The sequence below is a fragment of the Bacillus sp. AFS055030 genome (assembly GCF_002574545.1).
In the GTDB taxonomy this organism is placed as follows: Bacteria; Bacillota; Bacilli; order Bacillales; family Bacillaceae_G; genus Gottfriedia.
The window spans coordinates 14,046-39,424 of sequence record NZ_NUGT01000002.1 but is presented as its reverse complement, the minus strand read 5'-3'; the positions used below and the strand labels follow the sequence as shown (position 1 = coordinate 39,424).

The 25,379-nt window shown below is 32.6% G+C and carries 22 protein-coding genes and 1 other annotated feature; of the genes, 20 read left to right on the top strand and 2 right to left on the bottom strand.

Features of this window, described 5'->3' with window-relative positions; translation table 11 throughout:
* Nucleotides 1-433: 433 nt before the first annotated feature.
* A complete protein-coding gene (locus tag CN925_RS00590; RefSeq protein ID WP_098843824.1) occupies nt 434-916 on the bottom strand; it encodes a LiaF transmembrane domain-containing protein in 483 nt (160 codons plus the stop codon).
* 220 nt (nt 917-1,136) lie between these two features.
* On the opposite strand from CN925_RS00590, the gene hemA reads away from it, so the two are divergent.
* The 8 genes from hemA (at nt 1,137) to ysxE (ending at nt 10,614) form a co-directional block, all read left to right on the top strand.
* Nucleotides 1,137-2,489 (top strand): glutamyl-tRNA reductase, encoded by a 1,353-nt coding sequence (hemA, locus tag CN925_RS00585; RefSeq protein ID WP_098843823.1) that lies wholly within the window; start codon nt 1,137-1,139, stop codon nt 2,487-2,489.
* 10 nt (nt 2,490-2,499) lie between these two features.
* A complete protein-coding gene (gene ccsA, locus CN925_RS00580; protein ID WP_098843822.1) occupies nt 2,500-3,333 on the top strand; it encodes a cytochrome c biogenesis protein CcsA in 834 nt (277 codons plus the stop codon).
* Between the two features lie 12 nt (nt 3,334-3,345).
* Nucleotides 3,346-4,278, top strand: coding sequence for a hydroxymethylbilane synthase (gene hemC / locus CN925_RS00575; RefSeq protein ID WP_098843821.1), 933 nt, complete (start codon nt 3,346-3,348; stop codon nt 4,276-4,278).
* Nucleotides 4,271-5,035 carry a uroporphyrinogen-III synthase gene (locus CN925_RS00570; protein ID WP_098843820.1) on the top strand — a complete coding sequence of 255 codons (765 nt, stop codon included), beginning with the start codon at nt 4,271-4,273 and terminating at the stop codon, nt 5,033-5,035. The genes hemC and CN925_RS00570 overlap by 8 nt, the downstream gene beginning before the upstream one ends.
* A 31-nt stretch (nt 5,036-5,066) precedes the next feature.
* Nucleotides 5,067-6,053 (top strand): porphobilinogen synthase, encoded by a 987-nt coding sequence (hemB, locus tag CN925_RS00565; protein WP_098843819.1) that lies wholly within the window; start codon nt 5,067-5,069, stop codon nt 6,051-6,053.
* 6 nt (nt 6,054-6,059) lie between these two features.
* Nucleotides 6,060-7,346, top strand: coding sequence for a glutamate-1-semialdehyde 2,1-aminomutase (hemL, locus tag CN925_RS00560; RefSeq protein ID WP_098843818.1), 1,287 nt, complete (start codon nt 6,060-6,062; stop codon nt 7,344-7,346).
* Between the two features lie 353 nt (nt 7,347-7,699).
* Nucleotides 7,700-9,496 carry a stage VI sporulation protein D gene (gene spoVID / locus CN925_RS00555; protein ID WP_098843817.1) on the top strand — a complete coding sequence of 599 codons (1,797 nt, stop codon included), beginning with the start codon at nt 7,700-7,702 and terminating at the stop codon, nt 9,494-9,496.
* An 86-nt stretch (nt 9,497-9,582) separates the two neighbouring features.
* Nucleotides 9,583-10,614, top strand: coding sequence for a spore coat protein YsxE (gene ysxE, locus CN925_RS00550; protein ID WP_180232770.1), 1,032 nt, complete (start codon nt 9,583-9,585; stop codon nt 10,612-10,614).
* Nucleotides 10,615-10,715: 101 nt separating this feature from the next.
* Here ysxE and CN925_RS00545 read toward each other — a convergent pair whose 3' ends face one another.
* Nucleotides 10,716-11,480, bottom strand: a complete 765-nt coding sequence (locus tag CN925_RS00545; protein ID WP_098843815.1) for a sporulation protein — start codon at nt 11,478-11,480, stop codon at nt 10,716-10,718.
* Between the two features lie 226 nt (nt 11,481-11,706).
* Nucleotides 11,707-11,942: a binding site (T-box leader), on the top strand.
* Between the two features lie 55 nt (nt 11,943-11,997).
* On the opposite strand from CN925_RS00545, the gene CN925_RS00540 reads away from it, so the two are divergent.
* The 12 genes from CN925_RS00540 (at nt 11,998) to CN925_RS00485 (ending at nt 24,950) form a co-directional block, all read left to right on the top strand.
* Nucleotides 11,998-14,640, top strand: coding sequence for a valine--tRNA ligase (locus CN925_RS00540; protein ID WP_098843814.1), 2,643 nt, complete (start codon nt 11,998-12,000; stop codon nt 14,638-14,640).
* A gap of 105 nt (nt 14,641-14,745) precedes the next feature.
* Nucleotides 14,746-16,047, top strand: a complete 1,302-nt coding sequence (locus tag CN925_RS00535) for a bifunctional folylpolyglutamate synthase/dihydrofolate synthase (RefSeq protein WP_098843813.1) — start codon at nt 14,746-14,748, stop codon at nt 16,045-16,047.
* Between the two features lie 296 nt (nt 16,048-16,343).
* Nucleotides 16,344-17,309, top strand: coding sequence for a hypothetical protein (locus tag CN925_RS00530; protein WP_098843812.1), 966 nt, complete (start codon nt 16,344-16,346; stop codon nt 17,307-17,309).
* 315 nt (nt 17,310-17,624) lie between these two features.
* On the top strand, nt 17,625-18,185 hold the full coding sequence (locus CN925_RS00525; protein ID WP_098843811.1) for a Maf family protein: 561 nt from the start codon (nt 17,625-17,627) through the stop codon (nt 18,183-18,185).
* 21 nt (nt 18,186-18,206) lie between these two features.
* On the top strand, nt 18,207-18,893 hold the full coding sequence (gene radC, locus CN925_RS00520; protein ID WP_098843810.1) for a RadC family protein: 687 nt from the start codon (nt 18,207-18,209) through the stop codon (nt 18,891-18,893).
* 135 nt (nt 18,894-19,028) lie between these two features.
* Nucleotides 19,029-20,069, top strand: coding sequence for a rod shape-determining protein (locus CN925_RS00515; RefSeq protein WP_098843809.1), 1,041 nt, complete (start codon nt 19,029-19,031; stop codon nt 20,067-20,069).
* Nucleotides 20,070-20,240: 171 nt separating this feature from the next.
* Complete coding sequence (gene mreC / locus CN925_RS00510) at nt 20,241-21,098, top strand: rod shape-determining protein MreC (RefSeq protein WP_098843808.1); 858 nt, start codon at nt 20,241-20,243, stop codon at nt 21,096-21,098.
* Nucleotides 21,099-21,105: 7 nt separating this feature from the next.
* Nucleotides 21,106-21,624 carry a rod shape-determining protein MreD gene (mreD, locus tag CN925_RS00505; protein ID WP_098843807.1) on the top strand — a complete coding sequence of 173 codons (519 nt, stop codon included), beginning with the start codon at nt 21,106-21,108 and terminating at the stop codon, nt 21,622-21,624.
* 47 nt (nt 21,625-21,671) lie between these two features.
* Nucleotides 21,672-22,358, top strand: a complete 687-nt coding sequence (minC, locus tag CN925_RS00500; RefSeq protein ID WP_098843806.1) for a septum site-determining protein MinC — start codon at nt 21,672-21,674, stop codon at nt 22,356-22,358.
* A gap of 2 nt (nt 22,359-22,360) precedes the next feature.
* Nucleotides 22,361-23,155 carry a septum site-determining protein MinD gene (gene minD / locus CN925_RS00495; RefSeq protein ID WP_098843805.1) on the top strand — a complete coding sequence of 265 codons (795 nt, stop codon included), beginning with the start codon at nt 22,361-22,363 and terminating at the stop codon, nt 23,153-23,155.
* A gap of 171 nt (nt 23,156-23,326) precedes the next feature.
* Nucleotides 23,327-24,097 carry a M23 family metallopeptidase gene (locus CN925_RS00490; protein ID WP_286138228.1) on the top strand — a complete coding sequence of 257 codons (771 nt, stop codon included), beginning with the start codon at nt 23,327-23,329 and terminating at the stop codon, nt 24,095-24,097.
* Nucleotides 24,090-24,950, top strand: coding sequence for a site-2 protease family protein (locus tag CN925_RS00485; protein ID WP_098843804.1), 861 nt, complete (start codon nt 24,090-24,092; stop codon nt 24,948-24,950). Before CN925_RS00490 ends, CN925_RS00485 begins: the two co-directional genes overlap by 8 nt.
* The last annotated feature ends 429 nt before the right edge of the window (nt 24,951-25,379 follow it).

The following is a 25,379-nucleotide window of genomic DNA, read 5'->3' as shown; positions in this document are numbered from 1 at the left end:
TAAGTACTTACCTATAAGACCATTATCTTAAATAAAATACCCTATAGAATAGATACTTAATAAAAGTCTATTCTATAGGGTATTTATAATCCGCCAGCTTTTAATCTTTAACACATCTCTATCTTATTTTCCGATTGCTTTTAATAAATACTCTTCACAATAAATAATATAAACGATCAGTAGAATCACTCTTTTAGCTTTTGAATATTCAACTGTTCATTTATCGCTAATAAGGTTGCTCCTTTTTCAAATAAATGTAGTAAGGCATCTTCATGCGTTTTCCATTCTTTATTAGGCTGTATGCCATGTATATTGCTTCCATCAAAAAAAGTTGAAATCTAATTAAAAGAGACAAATTTTTTCCATAGCACAAGGAAGTATAACAAAGTTCTGCCTCCTTTAAAAACTGCTAGTTATGTATAAAAAGGTATGCTTATTTTTTTGAGAATAGAAGATATAGACCGATAACAGCAATTAAAATTGGCCAATATTGTTGAAAATAAGTTACTTGTGATTGGAGTGAACCAAGCATTGTTGAAAGCTTTTCATTAAAAAGGAAAAATAAAGACATAATAAATAATAGTAAACCAGGTAATACCTCACCTTTTCCTTTTCGAGATTGTAGTAACATTCCGATTGAAATGATGAGTGTAAGTACGGACCAGTGGTTTGGCCAAGTTTGAAAGTGCTCGATCGCATAAAAATGAACTCCAAACCCTAGGACGACAATTCCGGGAAATACATAGTGGGTTTCTCTTCCTTTAAAAGCTTGAACTAAAAGTGCAATACCAGTAATCAAGATCGGAGTCGTCCAAAATGTGAAAATCTGTAAAGCCGGGACTTGCCATTTTGAAATAAGATAATAAATGCCAAAGCCAATTAATAGGATTCCAATAAATAATCGATTTTTTTTCATTTGCAACTCCTGTTTAACATTATTTGTAATCACTTTTATTTTAAAATTATTGTATAATAAAATTTGTGAACATTTAATAGTATAAATCGGATTAAAAATTCTACAAAATACTACATTTATGATAGCATATTGATGTAGAACATAGATATGATATTTTGCTTTAGCAAAGATAGAGATAAAAACACAAGTTTGTACAAAGTTTTTAGGGGGGCTTTAGGGCATGCACATCATTACAATAGGGATTAATTATAAAACTGCCCCAGTTGAAGTGCGAGAAAGGGTAGCATTTGCTCCAAATGAACTACAGGACGCAATGAACTCATTAAAAAATGAAAAAAGCATTTTAGAAAACATTATTGTTTCTACTTGTAATCGTACGGAGATTTATGCAGTTGTTGATCAAGTTCATACTGGTCAATATTATATGAAACGCTTTTTATTACAACGCTTCGGCTTAAAAGATGAAGAGTTATCGCCATATTTAATCATTAAAACTGGAAATGATGCAATCAATCATTTATTCACTGTTGCAAGTGGTTTAGATTCAATGGTAATAGGTGAGACTCAGATTCTTGGACAAGTAAAGGATAGTTATTTACTTGCTCAGGAGAATAATGTAATTGGTACGATCTTTAATCAATTATTTAAGCAAGCCATTACATTTGCTAAAAAAGTTCACTCAGAAACTGGAATCGGTGAAAATGCTGTATCTGTAAGTTATGCTGCTGTAGAGCTATCAAAAAAGATATTTAGCAATTTAAAAGGATGCAATGTACTGATTGTTGGAGCAGGGAAAATGAGTAACTTAGCTTTACAAAACTTGTATGCTCAAGGTGTAGGAAAAGTAACAGTTATAAACCGTACTGTTGAAAATGCTATTAGACTTGCAGACCAATTTAATGGAATTGGAAAAGGGTTAGAATCACTTGAAAACGCTTTGAAAGAAGCTGATATCGTTATTAGTTCAACCGGATCAAAAGAATACGTGATTACTGAAAAAATGATTCGTCGAATTGAAAAATCAAGAAAAGGTAACCCATTATTCTTAGTTGATATTGCTGTTCCAAGGGATATTGAACCTTCAATTCACCATATTGATAGTGCATTTTTGTATGATATTGATGATCTTCAAGGTATTGTTGCAGAGAATTTAGCAGAGCGTGAACGTGAGGCAGTAAAAATTAAGAAGGCAGTATCTGAAGAAATTGATAATTTTCAAACTTGGTTATCAATGCTAGGTGTTGTTCCAGTCATTTCTGCGTTACGTGAAAAGGCGTTAGATATTCAAGCAGATACAATGAGTAGCCTAGAGAGAAAACTTCCTCATTTATCTGAAAGAGATTTAAAAATTATTCAAAAGCACACAAAAAGTATCGTAAATCAACTTTTACGCGATCCAATTATGAAAGCAAAAGAAATGGGTACATCTAAACACTCAGAAGCACAAATTGCCCTTTTTAAAGAAATATTTAGTCTAGATGAACTTTTACAAGAATCAAAAGAAGAAAAACACATGCAAACTAACCAAGAAAAAGAGACTATTTCTTTAAAACAAAATTTAGGTTTTTTATGAGGTTTAGTTAGTGGCGCTTTTGGAAAGTAGTTTTATATATCACTTATTAATCTTATTGTTTGCATGGAGTATCGTTTTTTCTTTTATAGATTTTATAGATACAAATAGGATGGCAAGTCGAGTAGCATTTTATTTGCTAGCAATTGTTTGGGTGTTTTCTTCTGTTTTAATGATTTACACCGTTAGCCATTATAGCTTATATTCCTTTATTACTTCCAGGGAAGGGCTATATATTTATGTATGGATTATCATATCGTTATCAATGGTTATTAATTGGGTAGTAAAGCTAGAGTACTTAGTTTTCTTTACAAATGTTGTTTCATTTTTAGTTTTTTCATTATCAATTTTAATTCCGAAAGCGGGTAAGACTGCAACATTAGTTGACCAGTTAAAATCGGAGTTATTATATATCCATATTGGACTTGCTTTCTTAGCATACGGCGCTTTTACACTGTCCTTTATTTTTTCGGTTATGTACATTTTTCAATATGTTTTATTAAAAAAGAAGAAATGGTCTACACATTTAAAGAAATTGGGGAGTTTAGGCAAGCTGGAAAAAATGTTTATTACATTTAATTTATTCGGGGTTCCACTAATGCTAACTTCCCTTATTTTAGGTGTGATTTGGGCAAGTATTCGAGTACATACCTTTGTTTGGTATGATATGAAAGTGATAGGCTCATTTTTTGTTTTAATCATGTATAGTACATTTATGTATTTAAAGGTAAGCAACCGTTTTTATGGCAAATCTCTTTGCATATTTAACATCTGTTGCTTCTTAGTTTTGTTCGGAAATTATGTTGTTTCAAATCTATATTCAAAGTTTCATTTATGGAGTACGTAAGGAGATGTAGCAATGCGTAAAATAATAGTTGGTACAAGAAGAAGTAAACTAGCATTAACACAAACGAAATGGTTTGTAGAGAAACTAAAAGAAGTAGCACCTGATTATGAATTTGAATTAAAGGAAATCGTTACAAAAGGTGATGTGATACTTGATGTAACCTTGTCAAAAGTTGGAGGAAAAGGTTTATTTGTTAAAGAAATTGAACACGCAATGCTTACGAGTGAAATTGATTTAGCTGTACATAGTATGAAGGATATGCCGGCTATTTTACCAGAAGGTTTGATGATTGGTTGTACTCCAAAACGTGTTGATCCTAGAGATGCTCTACTTTCAAATAGTGGCAAAGGATTAATGGAACTTGAAGAAGGATCAATTGTTGGGACAAGTAGTTTAAGGAGAAGTGCTCAAATAAAAGCAGTTCGACCAGATCTACAAATTAAATGGATTCGTGGAAATATTGATACACGTATTCAAAAGTTAAAGGATAATGAGTACGATGCGATTATACTTGCTGCAGCTGGATTAACAAGAATGGGTTGGGCAGAGGAAAGTATAACTGAATACATTGACGAAACAATCTGTGTACCAGCAGTAGGTCAAGGTTCACTTGCTATCGAGTGTCGTGAAAATGATACAGAAATCCGTGAATTACTAAATAGACTTAATGATGAATTAACATATACAACTGTAGAAGCTGAACGTGTATTTCTTCATAAAATGGAAGGTGGTTGCCAAGTTCCTATTGCTGGATATGCAACGATCGATGAGAAAGATGAAATCTCGTTAACTGCATTAGTAGCTAAACCGGATGGAACAATCATTTTAAAAGAAACAGTAAAAGGTACTAATCCAACTGAAATTGGTGAAAAAGCTGCAAATCTATTAATTGAACGTGGAGCAAAGGATATTATAGATTCTGTAAAAGAGGCAGCGGATGAATAATTCCTTAAATGGAATGAAAATATTAGTGACAAGGGCAGCGCACCAAGCTGATGAATTTAATCAATTAATTCATCAGTTTGGTGGATGTCCTATTAATCTTCCACTTCAAAAAATAGTTAAAATTGATATTTCAATTAATGAATTGGAAAAATTAGTTCTTGATTCAGAATGGATTTTATTCACAAGTGTAAATTCAGTCAATTACTTTGTGCAATGTATTACAAAGCAGCTTAAAGAAAAAATTCTTCAAAAAAAAATTGCTGCTGTCGGCGAAAAAACAAAGAATCGATTAATTGAAGAAGGATTTGAAGTAGCGTTCCTTCCAAGTCAATTTACTGGTAAAACATTTGCTTCTGAGTTAAGTTACATAGTAGAAAAAGGAACAAAATTTTTATTTATACGTGGCTCTTTAGCGAGTGATAACGTACCAAAAATACTAGGAGCAAATGGTCATATTGTTCATTTATTAACTGTTTACGAGACCATTGCAAATCAAAGTATAAAAAATGAACTGTTGAACCTATTAGTAAATAATAAGTTAGATGTGATTACATTTTTGAATCCATTCAGTGTAGAACAGTTTTGTTATTTGATAGAAAATGCAATTAGTATGGGAGATTTAAAAAACATTCAAATTGCTTGTATCGGGGAAGTAACCGCACAAAAAGCTAGAGAAAAAGGTTTGAATAATATTATTGTTCCTAGTAAATTTACAACTGAGGCTTTAATAAAAAAATTAGTAGATGATCTTGGTTAATCAGATTGTCTTTAAAAAGAAGGAGAAAAAAATGACTTATTCTATTCCGTTTGATCGTCACCGTCGTTTAAGAAGAACACAAGCATTACGCTCTATGGTTAGAGAGACACATTTACATAAAGAAGATTTTATTTATCCTCTTTTTGTAGTTGAAGGACAAGGTGTAAAAAATCCTATCAGTTCAATGCCTGGTGTATTTCAATTTTCATTAGATGAATTAAAAAAAGAAATGGATGAGATTGTATCATTAGGTATAAAATCTGTCATATTCTTTGGTATTCCTGATGTAAAAGACGCAGTAGGTTCAGAAGCTTATTGTGCAACTGGAATCGTTCAACGCGCGATTTCACAAACGAAAGAACAATATCCTGAAATGATAGTGATTGCAGATACATGTTTATGTGAGTATACAGATCATGGGCATTGTGGAGTTTTAGAAGATGGGTATGTTAATAATGATGAATCGTTAATACTATTAGCAAAAACAGCAGTAAGTCAAGCACAGGCTGGCGCAGATATTATTGCCCCTTCAAATATGATGGATGGATTTGTAGCAACAATTCGTCATGCTTTAGATGAAGCTGGATTTGATAATATTCCAATCATGTCATATGCCGTAAAATATGCTTCAGCATTTTATGGACCATTCCGTGAGGCAGCTCAAAGTGCTCCTGGACAAGGTGATCGTAAAGCTTATCAAATGGACCCAGCAAATCGTTTAGAAGCGTTCCGTGAAGCAGAATCAGATACAGTTGAAGGTGCAGATTTCCTAATTATTAAACCAGCTCTATCATATTTAGATATCATTCGTGATATTAGAAATAACTATCACCAACCAATCGTTGCTTATAATGTAAGTGGAGAATATGCAATGGTTAAAGCTGCTGCTTTGAATGGTTGGATTGAAGAAGAAAAAGTTGTAATGGAAAAATTAATCAGTATGAAACGTGCTGGTGCAGATATGATTATGACTTATCATGCTAAAGATGCTTGCAGATGGTTATCAGAAGGGAAGTAAAAATAAATGAGATCATATAACAAGTCAATTGAAGCTTTTGAAGAGGCAAAACAAGTACTTCCTGGTGGAGTAAATAGTCCGGTACGTGCATTTAAAAGTGTTAATATGTCACCAATTTTTATGAGTCATGGAAAAGGCTCTAAAATATATGATATTGATGGAAATGAGTATATCGATTATGTACTTTCATGGGGACCTCTAATTTTAGGTCACTCAAATGAGCGTGTAGTTGAAGGTTTAAAACGAACAGCAGAAACTGGTACTAGCTTTGGGGCACCAACATTAAAAGAAACAGAATTAGCTAAACTTGTTATCGAAAGAGTGCCTTCGATTGAAGTTGTTCGAATGGTTAACTCAGGAACAGAAGCGACTATGAGTGCCCTTCGTCTTGCACGCGGTTATACTGGTCGAAACAAAATCTTAAAATTTGAAGGATGCTACCATGGGCATGGGGATTCTTTATTAATTAAAGCAGGTTCTGGTGTTGCTACACTTGGATTACCAGATAGCCCTGGTGTACCTGAAGGCGTTGCATCTAATACAATCACTGTCCCTTATAATGATTTAGAAAGTATAAGATATGCGTTTGAACAATTTGGAGATGACCTAGCAGCGGTTATTGTTGAGCCGGTTGCAGGGAATATGGGGGTCGTTCCACCAGTTGAAGGTTTCTTAGAAGGTTTAAGAGAAATTACGACTCAATACGGTACATTATTAATATTTGATGAAGTTATGACTGGCTTCCGTGTAGGGTATAATTGTGCACAAGGTCATTTTGGTGTAACACCTGATATCACTTGTTTAGGAAAAGTAATCGGTGGAGGTTTACCAGTAGGTGCATACGGTGGTAAAGCTGAAATCATGAATCAAATTGCTCCAAGTGGCCCGATTTATCAAGCTGGAACTCTTTCAGGAAATCCTTTAGCGATGACAGCTGGTTACGAAACATTAAGTCAGCTATCAAAAGAAGATTATGTAGAATTTAACCGTAAAGCTGATCTGCTTGAAGCTGGTTATAAAGCTGCAGCTGAGAAATACAATATACCACATTGTATTAATCGTGCAGGATCAATGGTTGGATTCTTCTTTACTAATGAAAAAGTTGAGAATTACGAAACAGCAAAAACTTCTAATTTAGAAATGTTTGCTAAATACTATCAACTAATGGCTGAACAAGGTGTTTTCTTACCACCATCACAATTCGAAGGTTTATTCCTATCAACTTCACATACAGACGAAGATATTCAAAAAACGATTGCAGCTGCTGAATACGCATTTTCGCAATTAGTTTAAATAAAAATGGTGTCCTTTTTTAGGGCGCCATTTTTTGTTATCGAAATAGTGTTGGTAAAGCTTAGAGAAAAGATGTTGAGAATTATCGATGCTTCATGCTGTATCTGGATATCGAAAAAAGTTGCACCCAATATTGAAAAGGACCCTGCATGTAAAATACGAAGAAATTTTTTCGTGATACTATTCGTACATTGCTTACTAAATCATAATCTTGATTTCTGTTTTTCCTTCATTCTGCGATTTTTAATCCTTTCTAAATATAAAATAACAATCTTTTCTTCATAAATTTTTCGTTTCTTTCATAAAAATGTAATGTCATAGACCAAATTGGACGATGAGAGGAGGACATTAAGGTGTCTTCAGAAAATCAAACAAACATTCGCTTTTCATTGAAAGAAACTGTCTGGTTCCAAAAAGGACAGGAAGTTAAAGAGGTAAGGTCACTCTCGTTAAATCCAGACATTACTATACAGCAATTTGAAGAATATGTTCAAGTGAAGGGTGTCTTAACCTTAGAAGGTAATTACACACCTGATTTGGAGAATCAAGGTGATTATTATTCATTAAGAGAATTAGCACCTTCAAGAATGATCGAAAATGTAATCGTTCTTGAAGATGGAAGTTGTGATTTGAATCATCAGTTCCCTGTAGATATTTCAATTCCACTAACTAGAATTACTGATCTTGAAAATCTATGTGTTTCTGTTGAGACATTTGATTATCAACTGGCTGAAAAAGGCAGTATTCAAATTGCTGCTGATTTATGTATTTCTGGTCTTCATGATCATAATAGGGCAGTAGAAACTTATCAAGAACAAAGAGGGTATGAGCAATATAATAACTACTCATACGAAAATGATTACCGTTCAAGTAATGAAGCAAATGAGTATCAAGAAGAAAGGGAAGAAGAAGAACAATTCCAGTACTTCCATCAACCAACTTCAAATCAAGAAACAAGTGAACAAGATAATCTTTACGGTAGTGATTGGATTCAATCCCTTGAGGAGGAAGATGAGCAAGAAGAACAAGACACATATCCAGGGCAACCTACTTACTTAGAGGTCTTTTCGCCTGAAGAAGTAGTTGAAGATCGCGTCGAAGCAGTTGAAAATGAAGCTGAACATTATTATGAGTTAGAAGAAAGTAATGAACAAAGTTTTGATCAAAATAATGAACAAAGTAATGAACAAAGTTTTGATCAAAGTTTTGAAGAGGAACAACAAGAAGAACATTCTAATGTTGAAATTATGGCCCAGTCGGAGCAATCAGAACAGTTGGAAGAACAGTCAGAAGCTCATGAGGTAGAAGAATATGAAGAAGTATTTAGGGGCTTTAATATTTCAACTGAGGCATTAGAGCCACAAGCAGTGGATAAAACCCCGAGCTTTTTAATGAATAATAATCAAGCAGAATCTAGTCAAAGTGAGAATGATACACAGGTATCTAACAATGTAAATAATACGTATAATGAGCGACCTAGTTTCTTGAATAATGATTTTAATGTACACAGTTATTTAAACAATTCATTAAATAGTAGACCTAGTTTCTTAGATAATGATTTTAGCACTTTGCAAAATGCTACTAACGAAAGCAATGCACAAAAAGAAATCGAAAAATATGAGGAACTATATAATCGATCTTTAGAGCAAAACTATCAACCGTATGTTAACCAACAATATCAGCAAGCACCATTTGCATATAATCAAAATCAGCAACAATTCTATCAAAATCCATTCCCTGCAGTAAATCAAGAGAATACTGTGGCGAATCCAAATGATGTTCGTCAAACACCACCTTATTATGCGGATTATTATCAAGCTCAAGTAGAGCAGCAAGAAGCACCACCTGAATTGCCAAAAGTAGAAATAAAAGCTGAATCAGTTGTAAATGAAGAAGTAAAAGAAGAAGTAAGCGAAGCAAGAAGCGTTAAAAGTGACAATCTACTTTCAAGTTTGTTTACTGGTGAAGGAAGAGAAGATTCTTATACTAAACTAAAATTATATTTAGCTCAAACTGGAGATACAATTGAATCCGTAGCTAAAAAATACAACCTACAAACACAGCAGTTAAATCGCGTTAATAACTTGAATGATGAATTTTTATCGGAAGGGCAAATCATTTATATTCCTGTATCTGCTATAAAACAATAACAATATGGTGAGAGCTTTGTATTAGTTAGCACACTTGTCTACTAATACAAGGCTTTTACGCATTTAGAAAGTGAGAGTGACGCATCTTGTATAGAAAACCAAAAGATGAAATAAGCGTCATTTTAGCACAGTATCACATTGTTCCAAATTATTTTGAAAAGGTCGGTAAGGTCGTTAAAATCTATACGAATCAAGGTGTATTTGCACTAAAAGAAGCTAATGTGAATCGAGTTTATAGAAATAATTTGATTGAAAATGTTCGTTCCCTGCAAGATAAAGGTTTTCGAAATGTTGTACCAATCTATCATACCCAGAGTGGAGATTATATTGTTGAATTTAATACGAAGCATTACTATTTAATGCCGTGGATTGAAAGTGTTGATGAAAAGTCAGATGAGAATTTACATTTTCAACGAATGTTTACTTCACTAGGTAAAATGCACAACAGTACACAAAAAGAGAAAAAGGTAGATAAAGATCAATTACAAACCCATTATGATACTTTAACAAAAAGGTGGAGTAAAGATAAAGAAGTATTGGAAAACTTCATTGAAGTTGCTGAAGGAAATTGGTATATGTCACCTTATGAACTAAGTTATTGTACGTATTTTCATAAAATATTAAGTGCACATCAATTTGCTAAGGGACAGTTAGAAGAATGGTTTAAAAAAATGAAGGAAACTGAAAATACTAGAGTTGTCATGAATCATGGAAATTTATCTATTTCTCACTTTCTTGTAAATAAGAGAGGTGAAGGTGTCTATATCAATCTAGAAAATGCACAAGAAACTACTCCAATTCAAGATTTAACTAACTATTACAAGAATTCTTTTAAAACATACCCTATACAGCAACCTGATCGTAATAATTGGCTTAAAATGTATGAAAAGAATTTTTCATTAAGAGAAGAGGAAAGAATGTTATTTTTAAGCTATATGGCATATCCAACTCAGTTTTCTTCCAAAATCTCTAAATATTTAAAGCGAAAAGGGGTTAATAATGAAAAAGACAATGTGAGAGATTTATTAAATGCATACTGGCATATGATTAATATTGAATATTTTGTCTCTAAAATACAAGAAGATATTGAAGCAGCGAAATCGATAGATGGTTTATGATTTTAGATTGCTTAATTAAGAGAAAAAAATTAAAAACATCTATCCAAAAAATGGATCACCGCATTAATATAAGCAGCATGGATAGATGTTTTTTAATTTAATTATTTTACATGTCGTTTAATTGCGTTTACTATACTTTTACGTACAAAATCCTTGTCTTTAATATGATCTTTTGAAAAAGAAATTCGAACATTATTTTCATCCGTACTAAAGAACTTAGCAAACTTACCTGTAGTTTCTTTTTGTTTTTGATTTAGCTGAAGAATTACGTCGACCGTTTTGTCAAAGCTTATATAGTTAACTTCAACCTCCTCTAATTTTCCGCGGAATTCACCGTTCATTGGGTAAAATTCAAATTCTTGAATAATTTTCCCATATTTCTTTTTGTTTTCACTATCTCTTAATACAAATCCTTCTTCTTGAAGTGCTTGGATTACCGTTTTTAATCCTATTGAAGGAACTACTTGAACGCCATCAGCATCGTATTGGTCAACGGCTTTTTCTATTTCTAAATGAGTTTTAATCCAAATATGGGATTTATGAAGTGATACCGGTGTATTTTCAGATAAGGTGAAAAAGAAAGGAATAACAACTTCTTCATTTGCATTAATTATTTGGTCAACTGATACGATAAATTTTTGTAAAGTACCATTTTTGTTTATAATTTTATCATTTGATTCAACTTGATATTCAGTCATTACATGTAAAAAGACGGAATCTAGTTCTTGTTTAACTCGACCACCTTTTATATATAACTCACCTTTTACTCGTTCACCAGCTTGATATTCTTTTTTTTCAAGCTTCGTATCGATTCTCGTTCCACCGATTCCGAGAACACGAGCTAATGTATTTTTAAATAAACCCATGAATATCCCCCTAAAATTATATCTACATACTATATAATTATCGCATAATTAAATAAGTACTAGTATACCAAAATGTTAAATAATCATTACAATTATTTTTCGTATTTTTTTTATGCATTAAAAAATGTGGTACTTTATTGACACATCTTGAATATTCTAGAAAGAAATTAGAAATAATGTTGACTAAGCTTAAGTAAATTTTGTAGACTATTACATATATTCATAATGAAATGCAATGATAGGGAAGAGTACAACGAACTAGTTCTTCAGAGAGGAAACCATTTGGTGGGAGGTTTCTAGAAAATAGAGTTGGAATGTCGCCCTTGAGCAGTGACTTCGAAAGCTTTTCGTGATTAGAAGTTACCGGATGATCCGTTATCTTTTTTAAGTGTGTCAGTTAAACACAAGTTTTTACTGACAAAAAAAGGTGGTACCGCGAATTCAACTCCATTCGTCCTTTTCAAGGATGAGTGGAGTTTTTTTATTTTTAAATAATTATTAGAGGAGATGAATCCGAATGGAAACAACAAAAAAATCATTACCAACAAAATATGATCCGAATTTAGTTGAAAAAGATCGTTACCAATTTTGGTTAGATGGGAAATTCTTTGAAGCACAAGTGGAATCAGAAAAGCCAAAATATACAATTGTAATTCCTCCACCAAACGTAACTGGAAAACTACATTTAGGTCATGCTTGGGATACAACATTACAAGATATCTTAACACGTACTAAACGAATGCAAGGTTATGACGTACTGTATTTACCAGGTATGGACCACGCTGGTATTGCTACACAAGCAAAGGTTGAAGCGAAATTAAGAGAAGAAGGCTTATCAAGATATGATCTGGGACGTGAAAAATTCCTAGAAAAAGCTTGGGAATGGAAGGAAGAATATGCTTCTCACATTCGTTCTCAATGGGAAAAAATCGGTTTAGGTTTAGATTACTCTCGCGAACGCTTCACATTAGATGAAGGTCTATCTGATGCAGTAAAAGAAGTATTCGTAAAGCTGTACAACAAAGGATTGATCTATCGTGGTGAATATATCATCAACTGGGATCCAGCAACTAAAACTGCCTTATCAGATATCGAAGTTATTTATAAGGATGTTCAAGGTGCATTCTACCATATGCAATATCCATTAACAGACGGAACTGGAAAAATTCAAATTGCAACTACTCGTCCTGAAACAATGCTTGGAGATACTGCAATTGCGGTTCACCCAGAAGACGAAAGATATAAATCAATGGTTGGTAAAACTGTTACTCTTCCGATCGTTAATCGTGAAATTCCAATTATTGCAGATGAATATGTTGATATGGAATTTGGTACTGGGGTTGTAAAAATTACTCCTGCCCATGATCCTAATGATTTTGAAGTTGGAAACCGTCATGACTTACCTCGCATTCTTGTAATGAATGAAGATGGTACGATGAATGAAAAAGCAGGAAAATACAATGGTATGGATCGCTTTGAATGCCGTAAGCAAATCGTTAAAGATTTACAAGAGATGGGTGTTCTTGTTGAAATCGAAGAACATATGCATTCTGTAGGTCATAGTGAACGTAGCGGAGCAGTTGTTGAGCCATATTTATCAACTCAATGGTTTGTTAAAATGCAACCACTAGCTGATGCTGCAGTTGCATTACAAAAATCTGACGATAGCGTAAAATTTGTACCAGATCGTTTTGAAAAAACGTATCTACGTTGGATGGAAAATATCCGTGACTGGTGTATTTCACGTCAATTATGGTGGGGACATCGTATTCCAGCTTGGTACCATAAAGAAACTGGTGAGATTTATGTAAATCAAGAGCCACCAGCTGATATAGAAAATTGGAATCAAGATAATGACGTTTTAGATACTTGGTTCAGTTCAGCATTATGGCCATTTTCAACTTTAGGTTGGCCAAATGAAGAAAGTAAGGATTTCCAAGCTTACTTCCCAACAAATGTATTAGTAACTGGTTATGATATTATTTTCTTCTGGGTATCTCGAATGATTTTCCAAGGAATTGAATTTACTGGTAAACGTCCATTTAACGATGTTTTAATTCATGGCTTAGTACGTGACGAGCAAGGCCGTAAAATGAGTAAATCACTTGGTAATGGTGTTGACCCAATGGATGTTGTTGAGAAATATGGAGCAGATTCGTTACGTTACTTCTTAACAACAGGTAGCTCACCAGGTCAAGATTTACGTTTCAGCATTGAGAAAGTTGAAGCTACTTGGAACTTTGTAAACAAAATTTGGAATGCTTCTCGTTTTGCTTTAATGAATATGGAAGGTTTCACATATGAAAATATTGATTTAACGAAGGAAAAATCTGTTGCTGATGAATGGATTTTAACTCGCTTAAATGAAACAATTGAAAGTGTAACAGCTTTAATCGATCGTTATGAATTTGGCGAAGTAGGCCGTGTACTTTATAACTTCATTTGGGACGATGTTTGTGACTGGTATATTGAAATGGCAAAGATTCCATTATATGGTGACAACGAAGATGCAAAAAATATGACTCGTTCGGTTCTTGCACACGTATTAGAAAGTACGATGAAGCTTTTACATCCGTTTATGCCATTCGTTACGGAAGAAATTTGGCAATCTCTACCTCATCAAGGGGAGTCTATTACTGTTTCTGCTTGGCCAACAGTTAAAGAGGAATTAACAAATAAAGAAGCTTCTGAAACAATGAAAATGTTAGTTGAGTTAATTCGTTCAGTTCGTAATATTCGTGCAGAAGTTAATACGCCAATGAGCAAAAAAGTTCAACTAATGATTTCTGCAAAGGATGAAACGATCGCAGCTTCATTAGAAGCAAACCGTTCATATATCGAGCGCTTCTGTAATCCAGATGAATTAACAATTTCTACTAACTTAACTGCACCAGAAAAATCAATGTCAGCAGTAATTAGTGGTGCTGAGCTTTATCTTCCTCTAGAAGGTTTAATTAATCTTGAAGAAGAGAAAAAACGTTTAGAGAAAGAATTAGAAAAATGGACTAGTGAAGTTGAGCGAGTTCAAAAGAAATTAAGTAATCAAGGGTTTGTGGCGAAAGCTCCTGCAGCAGTTATTGAAGAAGAGCGTCGTAAAGAAAAAGATTATCTTGAAAAACAAGAATCTGTAAGAGCTCGAATTGCAGAATTAAGTAAATAAGTAGTTCAAGCAGTCGTTCTAATTGACTGTAATAAAAGTAAGTATGATAAAAACGACGAATTGAGTTAAAGATTCGTCGTTTTTTACTATAAAGGTAGGGTTAAGATGGTTGATACATATGATGAAGCACTGAAATGGATGTATAACAGAACAAAGTTTGGTATTGTACCTGGCTTACAAAGAATGGAAGAAATGCTTGTTAGACTCGGAAATCCACAGCAAAGTGTCAAAGCAATTCATGTAGCGGGTACGAACGGTAAAGGCTCTACAATTTCTTTTCTTCAAAGTATTTTATTAGAAGCTGGTTATACTGTAGGAACTTTTACATCACCATATATAATAGATTATCGTGAGCAAATCATGTTTTGCGGTGAAATGATTAGTGAACAAGAATTTATTGAACTAGTAAACTGTATGATTCCAATTGTTGAAGAAGTTGAACAATTACCTTGTGGTGCTCCAACTGAATTTGAAATCATTACAACAATGGCTTTTTACTTTTTCGGTAAAATAAAAGAACATGACATCTTTTTAGTAGAGGCAGGTTTAGGTGGATTAGAGGATTGCACGAATGTAATGATCCCTCTAATTAGTATTATTACGAGTATTGGCCATGATCATCAACAAATTCTTGGTGAAACAATAGAAGATATTACGAAACATAAGGCAGGAATTATTAAAAAGAGAATTCCAATTGTTACAGCAGAATTAAAAGAAAAAGCTTTAACGATTATTCAAAATGCCGCAATCAACAATGAAGCTGAGTATTTTGAATATGGTAAGCATTTTTTTGCTTCTCCATTGAAAGATTCACTTTATGAAAAATTTAATTATAAAGGACTTGAAAGGCTGATTGAAAATATTGAGTTATCAATGCTTGGACACCATCAAATTAGGAATGCTGCTTGCGCCATCTGTGTAGTTCAATTATTACAAAATAAATATGGAATGAAGTTTAGTGAAGATCATATCAAAAGGGGATTAAAAATAGCTCAAAAAGCAGGTAGATTAGAACTAATAGCTTTTAATCCTGTCATTTATATTGATGGTGCACATAATGTTGAAGGAATAAAAAGTTTAGTGGAGACGATGAATAATCGTTTTTATAATAAGAAAATAAAAATTCTCTTCTCCGCATTAAAAGATAAAAATGTTGAAGAGATGGTAAAAGGATTACAGGAAATAACTAATAATATTTTAATGACAACTTTTGATTTTCCAAGAGCGATGAATAAAGATGAATTAATTTCGAATGCAAATAAACTTAATATTAAATATGAAAGTGATTTATTTAATGCAATAGATGAGAATATAAAGGATATTCAGGAAAACGAAATATTATTAATTACCGGTTCACTATATTTTATCTCAGTAGTAAGAAAATATTTGCTAAAAAAATTCGCTTAGCCGATTAAAATTAATGATGCTACATTTCTTTTATTAGTTGCTGATCTTTTAATAAATTAATTAGCCTATTCGATTCTAAGCTTGAGAATTACAAAAAATGCTGGAAGAAATAAAGTGGCAATATATAGAAAATAACCACTGGGAATACTACGGTGGTTATTTATTTATGTATGGGCAAGTTTTGTAATTTTTTGTTGCACGATACCTGTATGTCCTCGACAAATGTCGGCGTGTTTTTCTGGAATTATATGTTAGTATTTTTTTACGTTTTAAAATAAAGTAGTAGGAGGATTCATATGGACAAGTCCTCAAAGATCTCAATTAAAATTAATGGCGAGGAAAAAGCGTTTGAAGAAGGTGCCGTGACTTCTCACGAACAGGAAAAGAAGGACGAGGAATTTGGTTGGGTTTTACCTACTCCAGACGGGTTAGGAAAAAAAGTAATCGTTTTAGATGATGTTAAAAAAAAGAAAAAGATTAAGCCAGTGCAAAAAATAAAGGAGAAAAAGAAGATTACTTTTTTCACAAAGAAGTCACCTTCAAAAAGTATTATTATTTCAATTATAGGTGCAAGTTTAATAGGGCTATGCTTTGGATTTGTATTTTTAGGGATATTTAAACAATCAAAGCCAGATGCGCTGAGCCCAACTAAAAATAGTGTATCGGTTTCTGGTACAACAACTACTCAAGTACAAATGAAGATTCTAGCAGTGAAATTTGATTTAGCACAAGTTGGAATGTATAAAAGTATCGAGTCAGCAAAGAAAAATGTAAAAGAAGTATCTACAAATGGCTTAACCCCAGTCATTTATGAAAAAAATGATAATTATTTTGTCGTTATTGCTCTGAGTGGGAAAGATAGCACGTTTTTAACAGATGAAGTTAAGAAAAAATTAAAAAGTACTTATTTAAAAGAAGAAACAGTTGGTGGGCAAGAATACAAAGGTCCAAAACAATCAGTAGATATGTACAAAGCCGAAGTCGAAACATTTAATTTTATGCTATCTTATTTAACAGATCAAAACTTTAATAATGAGAAACAACTTGAACAAATAAGTTCAACAATACTAATCTTGAGCAACCAAAAAGACTATATTAAAAATAAACAATTACTAAAGGGGCTTAAGCATTTACAAAACATCGAAAAAATTATGTCCTCAAGTAGTAAACAAAATCTAACAAAGGTAACCCAATCGGTCCAATATGATTTACTATCCTTATTTAAAATATTAAAAGAACAAAAAAATACACTAACAAATTAAATTTTGTTAGTGTATTTTTTATTACAAATCGAATGAAAGAAATTAATATTTATCATAAAGAATGTCTTATTGTAATTTAGATCTATTAAAATTTTAAGCAAATTTTAACCTGAAAAGACTAGATTTAGACATAAAATATTTAAAAATGAAATTTTATTATTAGGGTATTTTAATACTTAACAAAACTTTCATTTTTATTACATTTTAATAACGAATAGGCAACGAAAAGTGTTTTTTATTAATTTGTGTTATAGTGATTATCTGGGTAGGATAGTCATGTATCCTTCCTTTAAATAAAATAATTAGGTGAATAAAATGAAAAAACTTATATTAGCCTCTGCATCTCCTCGAAGAAAAGAACTACTTAGCATGTTAAATATCCCTTTTATCATTGAAACTAGTGATGTTGAAGAAGTAATGGAGCAGAACTTGCAGTCTTCTGAGATTGTAATGAAATTGGCGGAAGAAAAAGCAATAGATGTGTCCAATAAAAATCCAAATGCAGTAGTAATCGGTGCTGATACAATCGTTACTTATAATGATAAAAAACTAGGTAAACCTACCTCAAAAGAAGATGCATTTGCCATGTTAAAAATGCTATCTGGAAAAACACATGAGGTTTATACTGGAGTTTCAATTATTAATAACGGTGAACGTAGTAGCTTTTATGAATGTACTAAAATTACCTTTAGTGAACTAAGTGATCAAGAAATAATTGACTATATCAATACGAATGAACCAATGGATAAAGCAGGTTCTTACGGTATTCAAGGATATGGCGGTACATTTGTAGAGAAAATTGAGGGTGACTACTATTCTGTAGTTGGACTTCCGATCAATAAAGTTAAGAGAAAACTAAATGAACTAAATTTTTAACTTTTGATTTGAGGTGGTACTTTGTCAAATTCGCTTCTCATTAAAGATTTTCCAAAAGATGAAAGACCTAGAGAGCGATTGTTAAAATTTGGTCCCAGTAGTTTGACTAATCAGGAACTACTTGCGATCTTATTAAGAACTGGGACAAAAAATGAATCGGTTTTAAAAGTTTCAAATGAACTTTTATTGAAATTTGATGGACTAAGATTATTAATGAACGCGTCTGTTGAAGAAATATCAAATATTAAAGGTATTGGTGAAGCAAAAGCCGTACAGTTATTTGCTGCCTTTGAATTAGGAAAAAGGATTAACCGGCTTCAATATGACAAAAGATTTAGTATTAAAAGTCCAGATGATTGTGCTAAATTTATGATGGATGAAATGCGATTTCTTGAACAAGAGCATTTTGTATGTTTATACTTAAATACGAAAAATCAAGTTATTGCCCGCGAAACTATTTTTAAAGGTAGTTTAAATGCTTCGATCGTCCATCCACGTGAAGTTTTTAAAGAAGCTTTTCGAAGATCTGCAAGCTCGATTATCTGTTTACACAATCATCCAAGTGGGGATCCAACTCCGAGTCGAGAAGATATCGAAGTTACAAAACGATTAGTTGAATGTGGAAAAATAATTGGAATTGAATTACTAGACCATATCATAATTGGTGAACATAAGTATGTCAGTTTAAAAGAAAAAGGTTACGTTTAAGGGTGTTCATTATTAGCTAATTGTTTTATAATGTAAGTTATGGATAAAAACCTGTTATTTACTAACGATAAGAGAATATAGAATAGATATATTAAATTTGAATATTAGTTGTACGTTTTAGAAAGGAAGATACATATGTTTGGATTAGGTGGATTTACTCGAGATTTAGGAATAGACTTAGGTACTGCGAATACTTTAGTTTTTGTAAAAGGAAAAGGAATTGTAGTTAGAGAACCTTCTGTTGTTGCTTTAAAAACAGATACGAAACAAATTGTTGCTGTAGGGAACCAAGCAAAGCTTATGATTGGTCGTACTCCGGGGAATGTTGTTGCAACTAGACCAATGAAAGATGGAGTTATTGCTGACTTTGAAACAACAGCAACAATGATGAAACACTATATTGATCAAGCTCAAAAGAGTAACGGATTTTTCTCACGTAAACCTTATGTAATGGTATGTGTGCCATCAGGCATTACTGCTGTTGAAAAAAGAGCTGTTATTGATGCAACAAGACAAGCGGGTGCACGTGATGCTTTCTTAATTGAAGAACCTTTTGCCGCAGCTATTGGTGCTAATTTACCGGTTATGGAGCCAACTGGAAGTATGGTTGTTGATATTGGTGGAGGAACAACTGAAGTAGCTATTATCTCTCTAGGTGGAATTGTTACTAGCCAATCAATTCGTACTGCTGGTGATGATATGGACGAAGCGATTATTCAATATATTAAAAAGAACTATAATTTATCTATTGGTGAACGTACTGCCGAACAGTTAAAACTTGAAATTGGTTCAGCTATTAAAACTGAATCAGATGAACAAATGGATATTCGTGGACGTGATTTAATTTCAGGTTTACCTAAAACAATTACAATTCACGGAGAAGAAATTGCAGCTGCATTAAGTGATACAGTTGCCGCAATCGTTGAATCTGTAAAAAATACTTTAGAGAAAACACCACCTGAATTAGCAGCGGATATTATTGATCGTGGAATCGTTCTTACTGGCGGTGGAGCACTTCTTCGTAATATTGACAAAGTAATTGCTGAAGAAACAAATATGCCTGTAATTGTTGCGGAAGACCCTCTTGACTGTGTTGCAATGGGAACAGGTAAAGCATTAGATAATATCGATATTTTCAAAAAGAATTATTCTTCTTCAGGATCTTCATATCGATAAAATTGCTTTGTCATATAAAAATTTGTCTAGTGATCTAAATAGTTGAACTACTATATTAGTTCTTTAATAAGAAGATTAGTTAAAAATAGGTAATCCTCACTACGTTTAGTGAGGATTACATTCATGAAATCGTTAGAACAAAAAGTTGAATTGTTATAAGAGGGTGTAAGAATGCCACATTTTTTTCAAAATAAACGTTTAATGATTGTCTTAGCTGCTATTATCTTACTAGTGGCACTTCTAGGTTATTCTTTAAGAAGTAATAGAAACCTTTCAATTCCTGAGCAGTTTATTAAAGATACAGTAAGTTTGACTGAAAAAGTATTTAATAAGCCCGCACAACTTATTGCGGGTTTATTTAATAATATAGCGGACTTAAAAGATACATATGATGAAAATCAAGTTTTAAAAAGTAAGCTCGATAAATATGTTGAATTATCTGTACGTGAGAAAGCATTAGAAAAAGAAAACAAAGAATTAAAAGACATGATTGGAATCACAAAAAGCTTAAGTGATTATGATACATTTCAAGCTACAGTTACTATAAGAGATCCAGATAAATGGCAACAAATCATTACCATTGATAAAGGATCGCTAAGTGGAATTGAAAAAGAAATGGCAGTAATCACTTCTAAAGGCTTAATTGGTAAAGTTAAAAATGTTTCTAAATTTTCATCAACTGTACAATTATTAAGTTCTTCAGATCGAACCAATCGAATTTCTGCTAAAATTCAGCAAAAAGGTGATACGGTTTTTGGTTTGATAGAAGGTTTTGATGTTGAGAAACAAGCTTTATTATTTAAACGAATTCCATCAAATGCAAAAGTAAAAAAAGGACAAACAGTTGTGACTTCGGGTCTTGGCGGTGTTTTTCCAGCTAATCTAGTAATAGGAAAAGTTGAGGAAGTTGTTCCTGATGAACATGGACTAACACAAACAGCTTATATTAAGCCACAAGCAGATTTTAATGACATAAATCATGTATTAGCTGTTAAGCGTTCAATTGATCAGCCTCAGAAAGGAGAGTAATTTGTAAATGAGTAAGTATGGTTTACCTCTCCTTTTAACAATTCTGTTTATTTTAGAAAATATTTATGTATCAACTGTATCGCCAAACATTCTAGGACATAATGCGATAGTTGTTCCACATTTTTTATTTTTTGGCTTATTATTTATTACACTATATTACAATCCGAAGAGGGCGCTTATTTATAGTGTTATTTTTGGGCTCATTTATGATATTGTTTATACAGAGATTATAGGTATCTATTTAGCTGCATTTCCGTTATTTGTCTTTTTAATAAGTCAAGCAATTAAAATACTTTACGCGAATTTATTCGTTCGAAGTATTCTTGTTTTAATATGGACAGCAGCTTTAGAATATTTAGTATACGGCTTAAATGCGTTATTCGGATATACTAATATGAATAATACATACTTTTTGAATCATCGATTATTTCCGACACTATTACTGAATGCACTATTTATCTTAATTTTTGCATATCCTTTCTCATCATTATTAAGAACGATTCGTGAAAATAATGAGGAAAAATAAAGGATTTTTCGGGTGCATGTCGAATTATACAATCGGGGTGAACACTTATCATGGAACAGAGGCAACAATATGTTACAATAAAAGGAACGAAAGATGGTCTAACACTGCACCTCGATGATACATGTTCTTTTCAAATTCTAGTAGATGAAATTGAAGAAAGACTGTCTACCCACTTGTTTGAGAGCAATGATCGTCCCTTACTTGCAGTTCGATTAAAAATAGGAAATCGTTTTTTAACTCCTGAACAAGATGAAATTATTCGTTCAATTGTTCGTAAAAAGAATAATCTTGTGGTTGAAGCAATCGAAAGTAATGTGATTTCCAAGCAAGATGCTATTGAATGGATGAAAAGGGAGGAAATTGTACCTATTTGTAGAATGGTAAGATCCGGTCAGATTCTCCAAGTGAAAGGTGATTTACTGTTAATCGGTGATGTTAACCCAGGTGGAACTGTTATTGCGGGTGGAAATATCTTTATTATGGGTGCACTAAGAGGTACTGCTCATGCCGGTTTTAATGGTAATAAGGAGGCAGTTATTGCGGCATCGATAATGAGACCAATGCAGTTGAGAATTTGCAGCATAATGAACAGAGCACCGGATCATTATGGTGATGAAGGCAATGAGATGGAATGCGCGTATATAAACGAAGACAGCCAAATCATTGTCGATCGCATACAATTTCTGACTCATCTTAGACCTAGTTTGACAAGGTTAGAAAGGGGCATGATGTAACTGTGGGAGAGGCTATAGTAATTACATCTGGTAAAGGTGGAGTTGGTAAAACAACTACATCAGCAAATTTAGGAACAGCATTAGCGATGTTTGGAAAAAAAGTGTGTTTAATTGACACTGATATCGGCCTACGTAACTTAGACGTTGTCATGGGATTGGAAAATCGCATCGTCTATGATTTAGTGGACGTTGTTGAAGGTCGCTGTAAAACGCACCAGGCACTAATAAAGGATAAGCGATTTGAATGCTTATATTTATTACCTGCTGCACAAACAAGCGATAAAACTGCTGTTTCTCCTGAACAAATGAGAGAGCTTGTAGATGAATTAAAAAAAGACTATGATTATATATTAATAGACTGCCCTGCTGGTATTGAGCAAGGATATAAAAATGCAGTAGCAGGTGCAGATAAAGCGATCGTTGTCACAACTCCTGAAGTTTCTTCAATTCGTGATGCAGATCGAATTATTGGATTATTAGATCAAGAGGATATTGAACCTCCTAAACTAGTAATCAATCGTATTAGAGGTCATATGATGGAAAATAGAGACAGCTTAGATGTAGATGAAATTACGTCGATGTTAGCTGTAGATTTAATTGGAATTGTCCAAGATGATGAAAACGTTATTAAGGCAACTAATAGTGGTGAACCTGTAGCGATGAATCCAAATTCCAAAGCTTCTATTGCATATAGAAATATTGCAAGAAGAGTGCTAGGAGAATCTGTACCACTACAATCATTAGAAACTGAAAAGAGTATTTTCTTTAAAGTGAAAAAATTATTTGGTATCCGATAACACTTCGTAAAAAACGAAGTGTTTTTTCTTTGCCGAATTTTTCAAATGTCCTCTTTCATCAATTCCATAATCCAGCTTAATAGCTTTGTCCACTTTTAAAATTATCTACTCATAAGTTGTCCTACCGAATCATATAAATTAATTAACTAGTTTGCGAGGAGAGGTGACACTTTGAGTAAGCGCGTAGATGAAATAAGAAAGCGAATCGCTAAACGGCGTGAACAAGAAGAAAAATGGGGTAATCCGAATCAATTAATGAGCAAATTTCCGGTAAAAGAAGTGCAAAATACTGAGGGCGGATACACTTATACTTATGATGACTTGGTTGAAGAGCAAGGTAATAAAATGATGAATAACTCTAACTTTATATTTAGAAGTTTATTATGCGCGATTATTGTACTAGCTTTGGCTATCATCTTAAAAAGTAACTCACCTATTGCAACTCAAGTTCGGCATGGACTATCACTAGTTTATGAAAATGAATTTCAATTTGCTTCATTACAGAAATGGTATGAAGATCGGTTTGGAAGCCCTCTTGCTTTTTTACCGCAATTAAACGATCAAAAAGAGAATGTTGGAAATGATATTTATGCTGTTCCTGCTAGCGGTAAAGTACTTCAAAGTTTTAAAACGGACGGTCAAGGGATATTGATCCAAACTGAAGCTAATCAAAAAGTAGAGTCAATCAAAAAAGGACGTGTACTTTTTGTAGGAAAGAAAGATGATTTAGGAAATACGGTTATTATTCAACACGCTGATGGTTCAGAATCTTGGTACGGAAAATTAGGAACAACTAATGTAAAAGTTTATGACGAAGTGGATAGTAAAAAGGTGATCGGAACAGTATCACCTAGTGATGATGGGAATCTTGGTACTTATTATTTTGCAATAAAAATGGGGGAAAAATTTATTGATCCGAAACAGGTGATCTCATTTGAATAAATGGTTAAGTCTTCCTTCCAAAATATCTGTTCATCCACTCTATTTATTAATTGCTTGTATTGGTATTTTGACAGCTAATTTTTGGTCGGTACTATTTGTATCCATTATTATTTTCTGCCACGAATTAGGTCACGCCATTGCAGCTACTTCATTTAATTGGAGAATCAATAAAATTACGCTACTTCCGTTTGGGGGAGTTGTAGATCTTGATGAACATGGAAATCGTCCAATTTATGAGGAGTTTATTGTGACAATCTCTGGTCCTATTCAACATTTAACTTTATATCTAATTGCTAACTTCCTATTTAAAATGAATTTAATGCCTGAAAACCTTTATACGCTTTTTATCAATTACAATATTAGTATTCTTTGTTTTAACTTATTACCAATTTGGCCTCTAGACGGTGGCAAATTTATCTATCAGTTATTTTCTTTGATTTTTCCGTTCGTTAGGGCTCATATATATAGCTTGTACACATCATTTGGATTTTTAGCATTATCCTCTATACTTACGATCATCATTCAGCCTATGAATATTACAATTTGGGTTTGTTTATTATTTTTAGTCGTTTCATTATGGGGAGAATGGAAAAATAGGCATTTCGTTGTTATCCGATTTTTAATGGAACGTTTTTATGGAGACAAACAATATATTCAGAAAATCAAATCAATTTCCTTGAATAAAGAAACAAAATTATTTCAAGTTTTTTCTAACTTTCAAAAAGGATACAAATACAACGTTGTCTTTTCTCTTGATAAAAAAAATCAACAAATGTTAGATGAAAATGAATTATTACATGCTTACTTTACTGAGAAGAAAGCAACTTATTCGCTTGAAGAACTAATTAGTTAGATTTTATGTTAAATTTTTTCTATAAACTCAAGGTGGATTAATAATTAAATGAGTTAGTCAAATAACAATTAGCTTTAATTGTTAGAGTTAAAATTTTATACAAAAAAAGATGGTCTTTAGTTGAGACCATCTTTTCAGAGTGTTGAAATAAATTGTTATCAATATCGAAAAATTGGAACACTATATGAATTTAAAGGAAAAATAGTATTTTTATTATTTTTATCATCTTATTGATAAACCAGTGCTATTTGTTGGAATATAAATGTTTTAACTAACTGTCAAAAATAAAAATATCTTCTTTTTTACAATCAATATTTTAAAGATGTGTAAGTATCATCATTAGTTTCATTTTGATATTAATGAATAATGGTAATTCATTCTTTAATTGACTATTCTGTTGTTTTTAAGATTATTATTTTTCATAAAGAA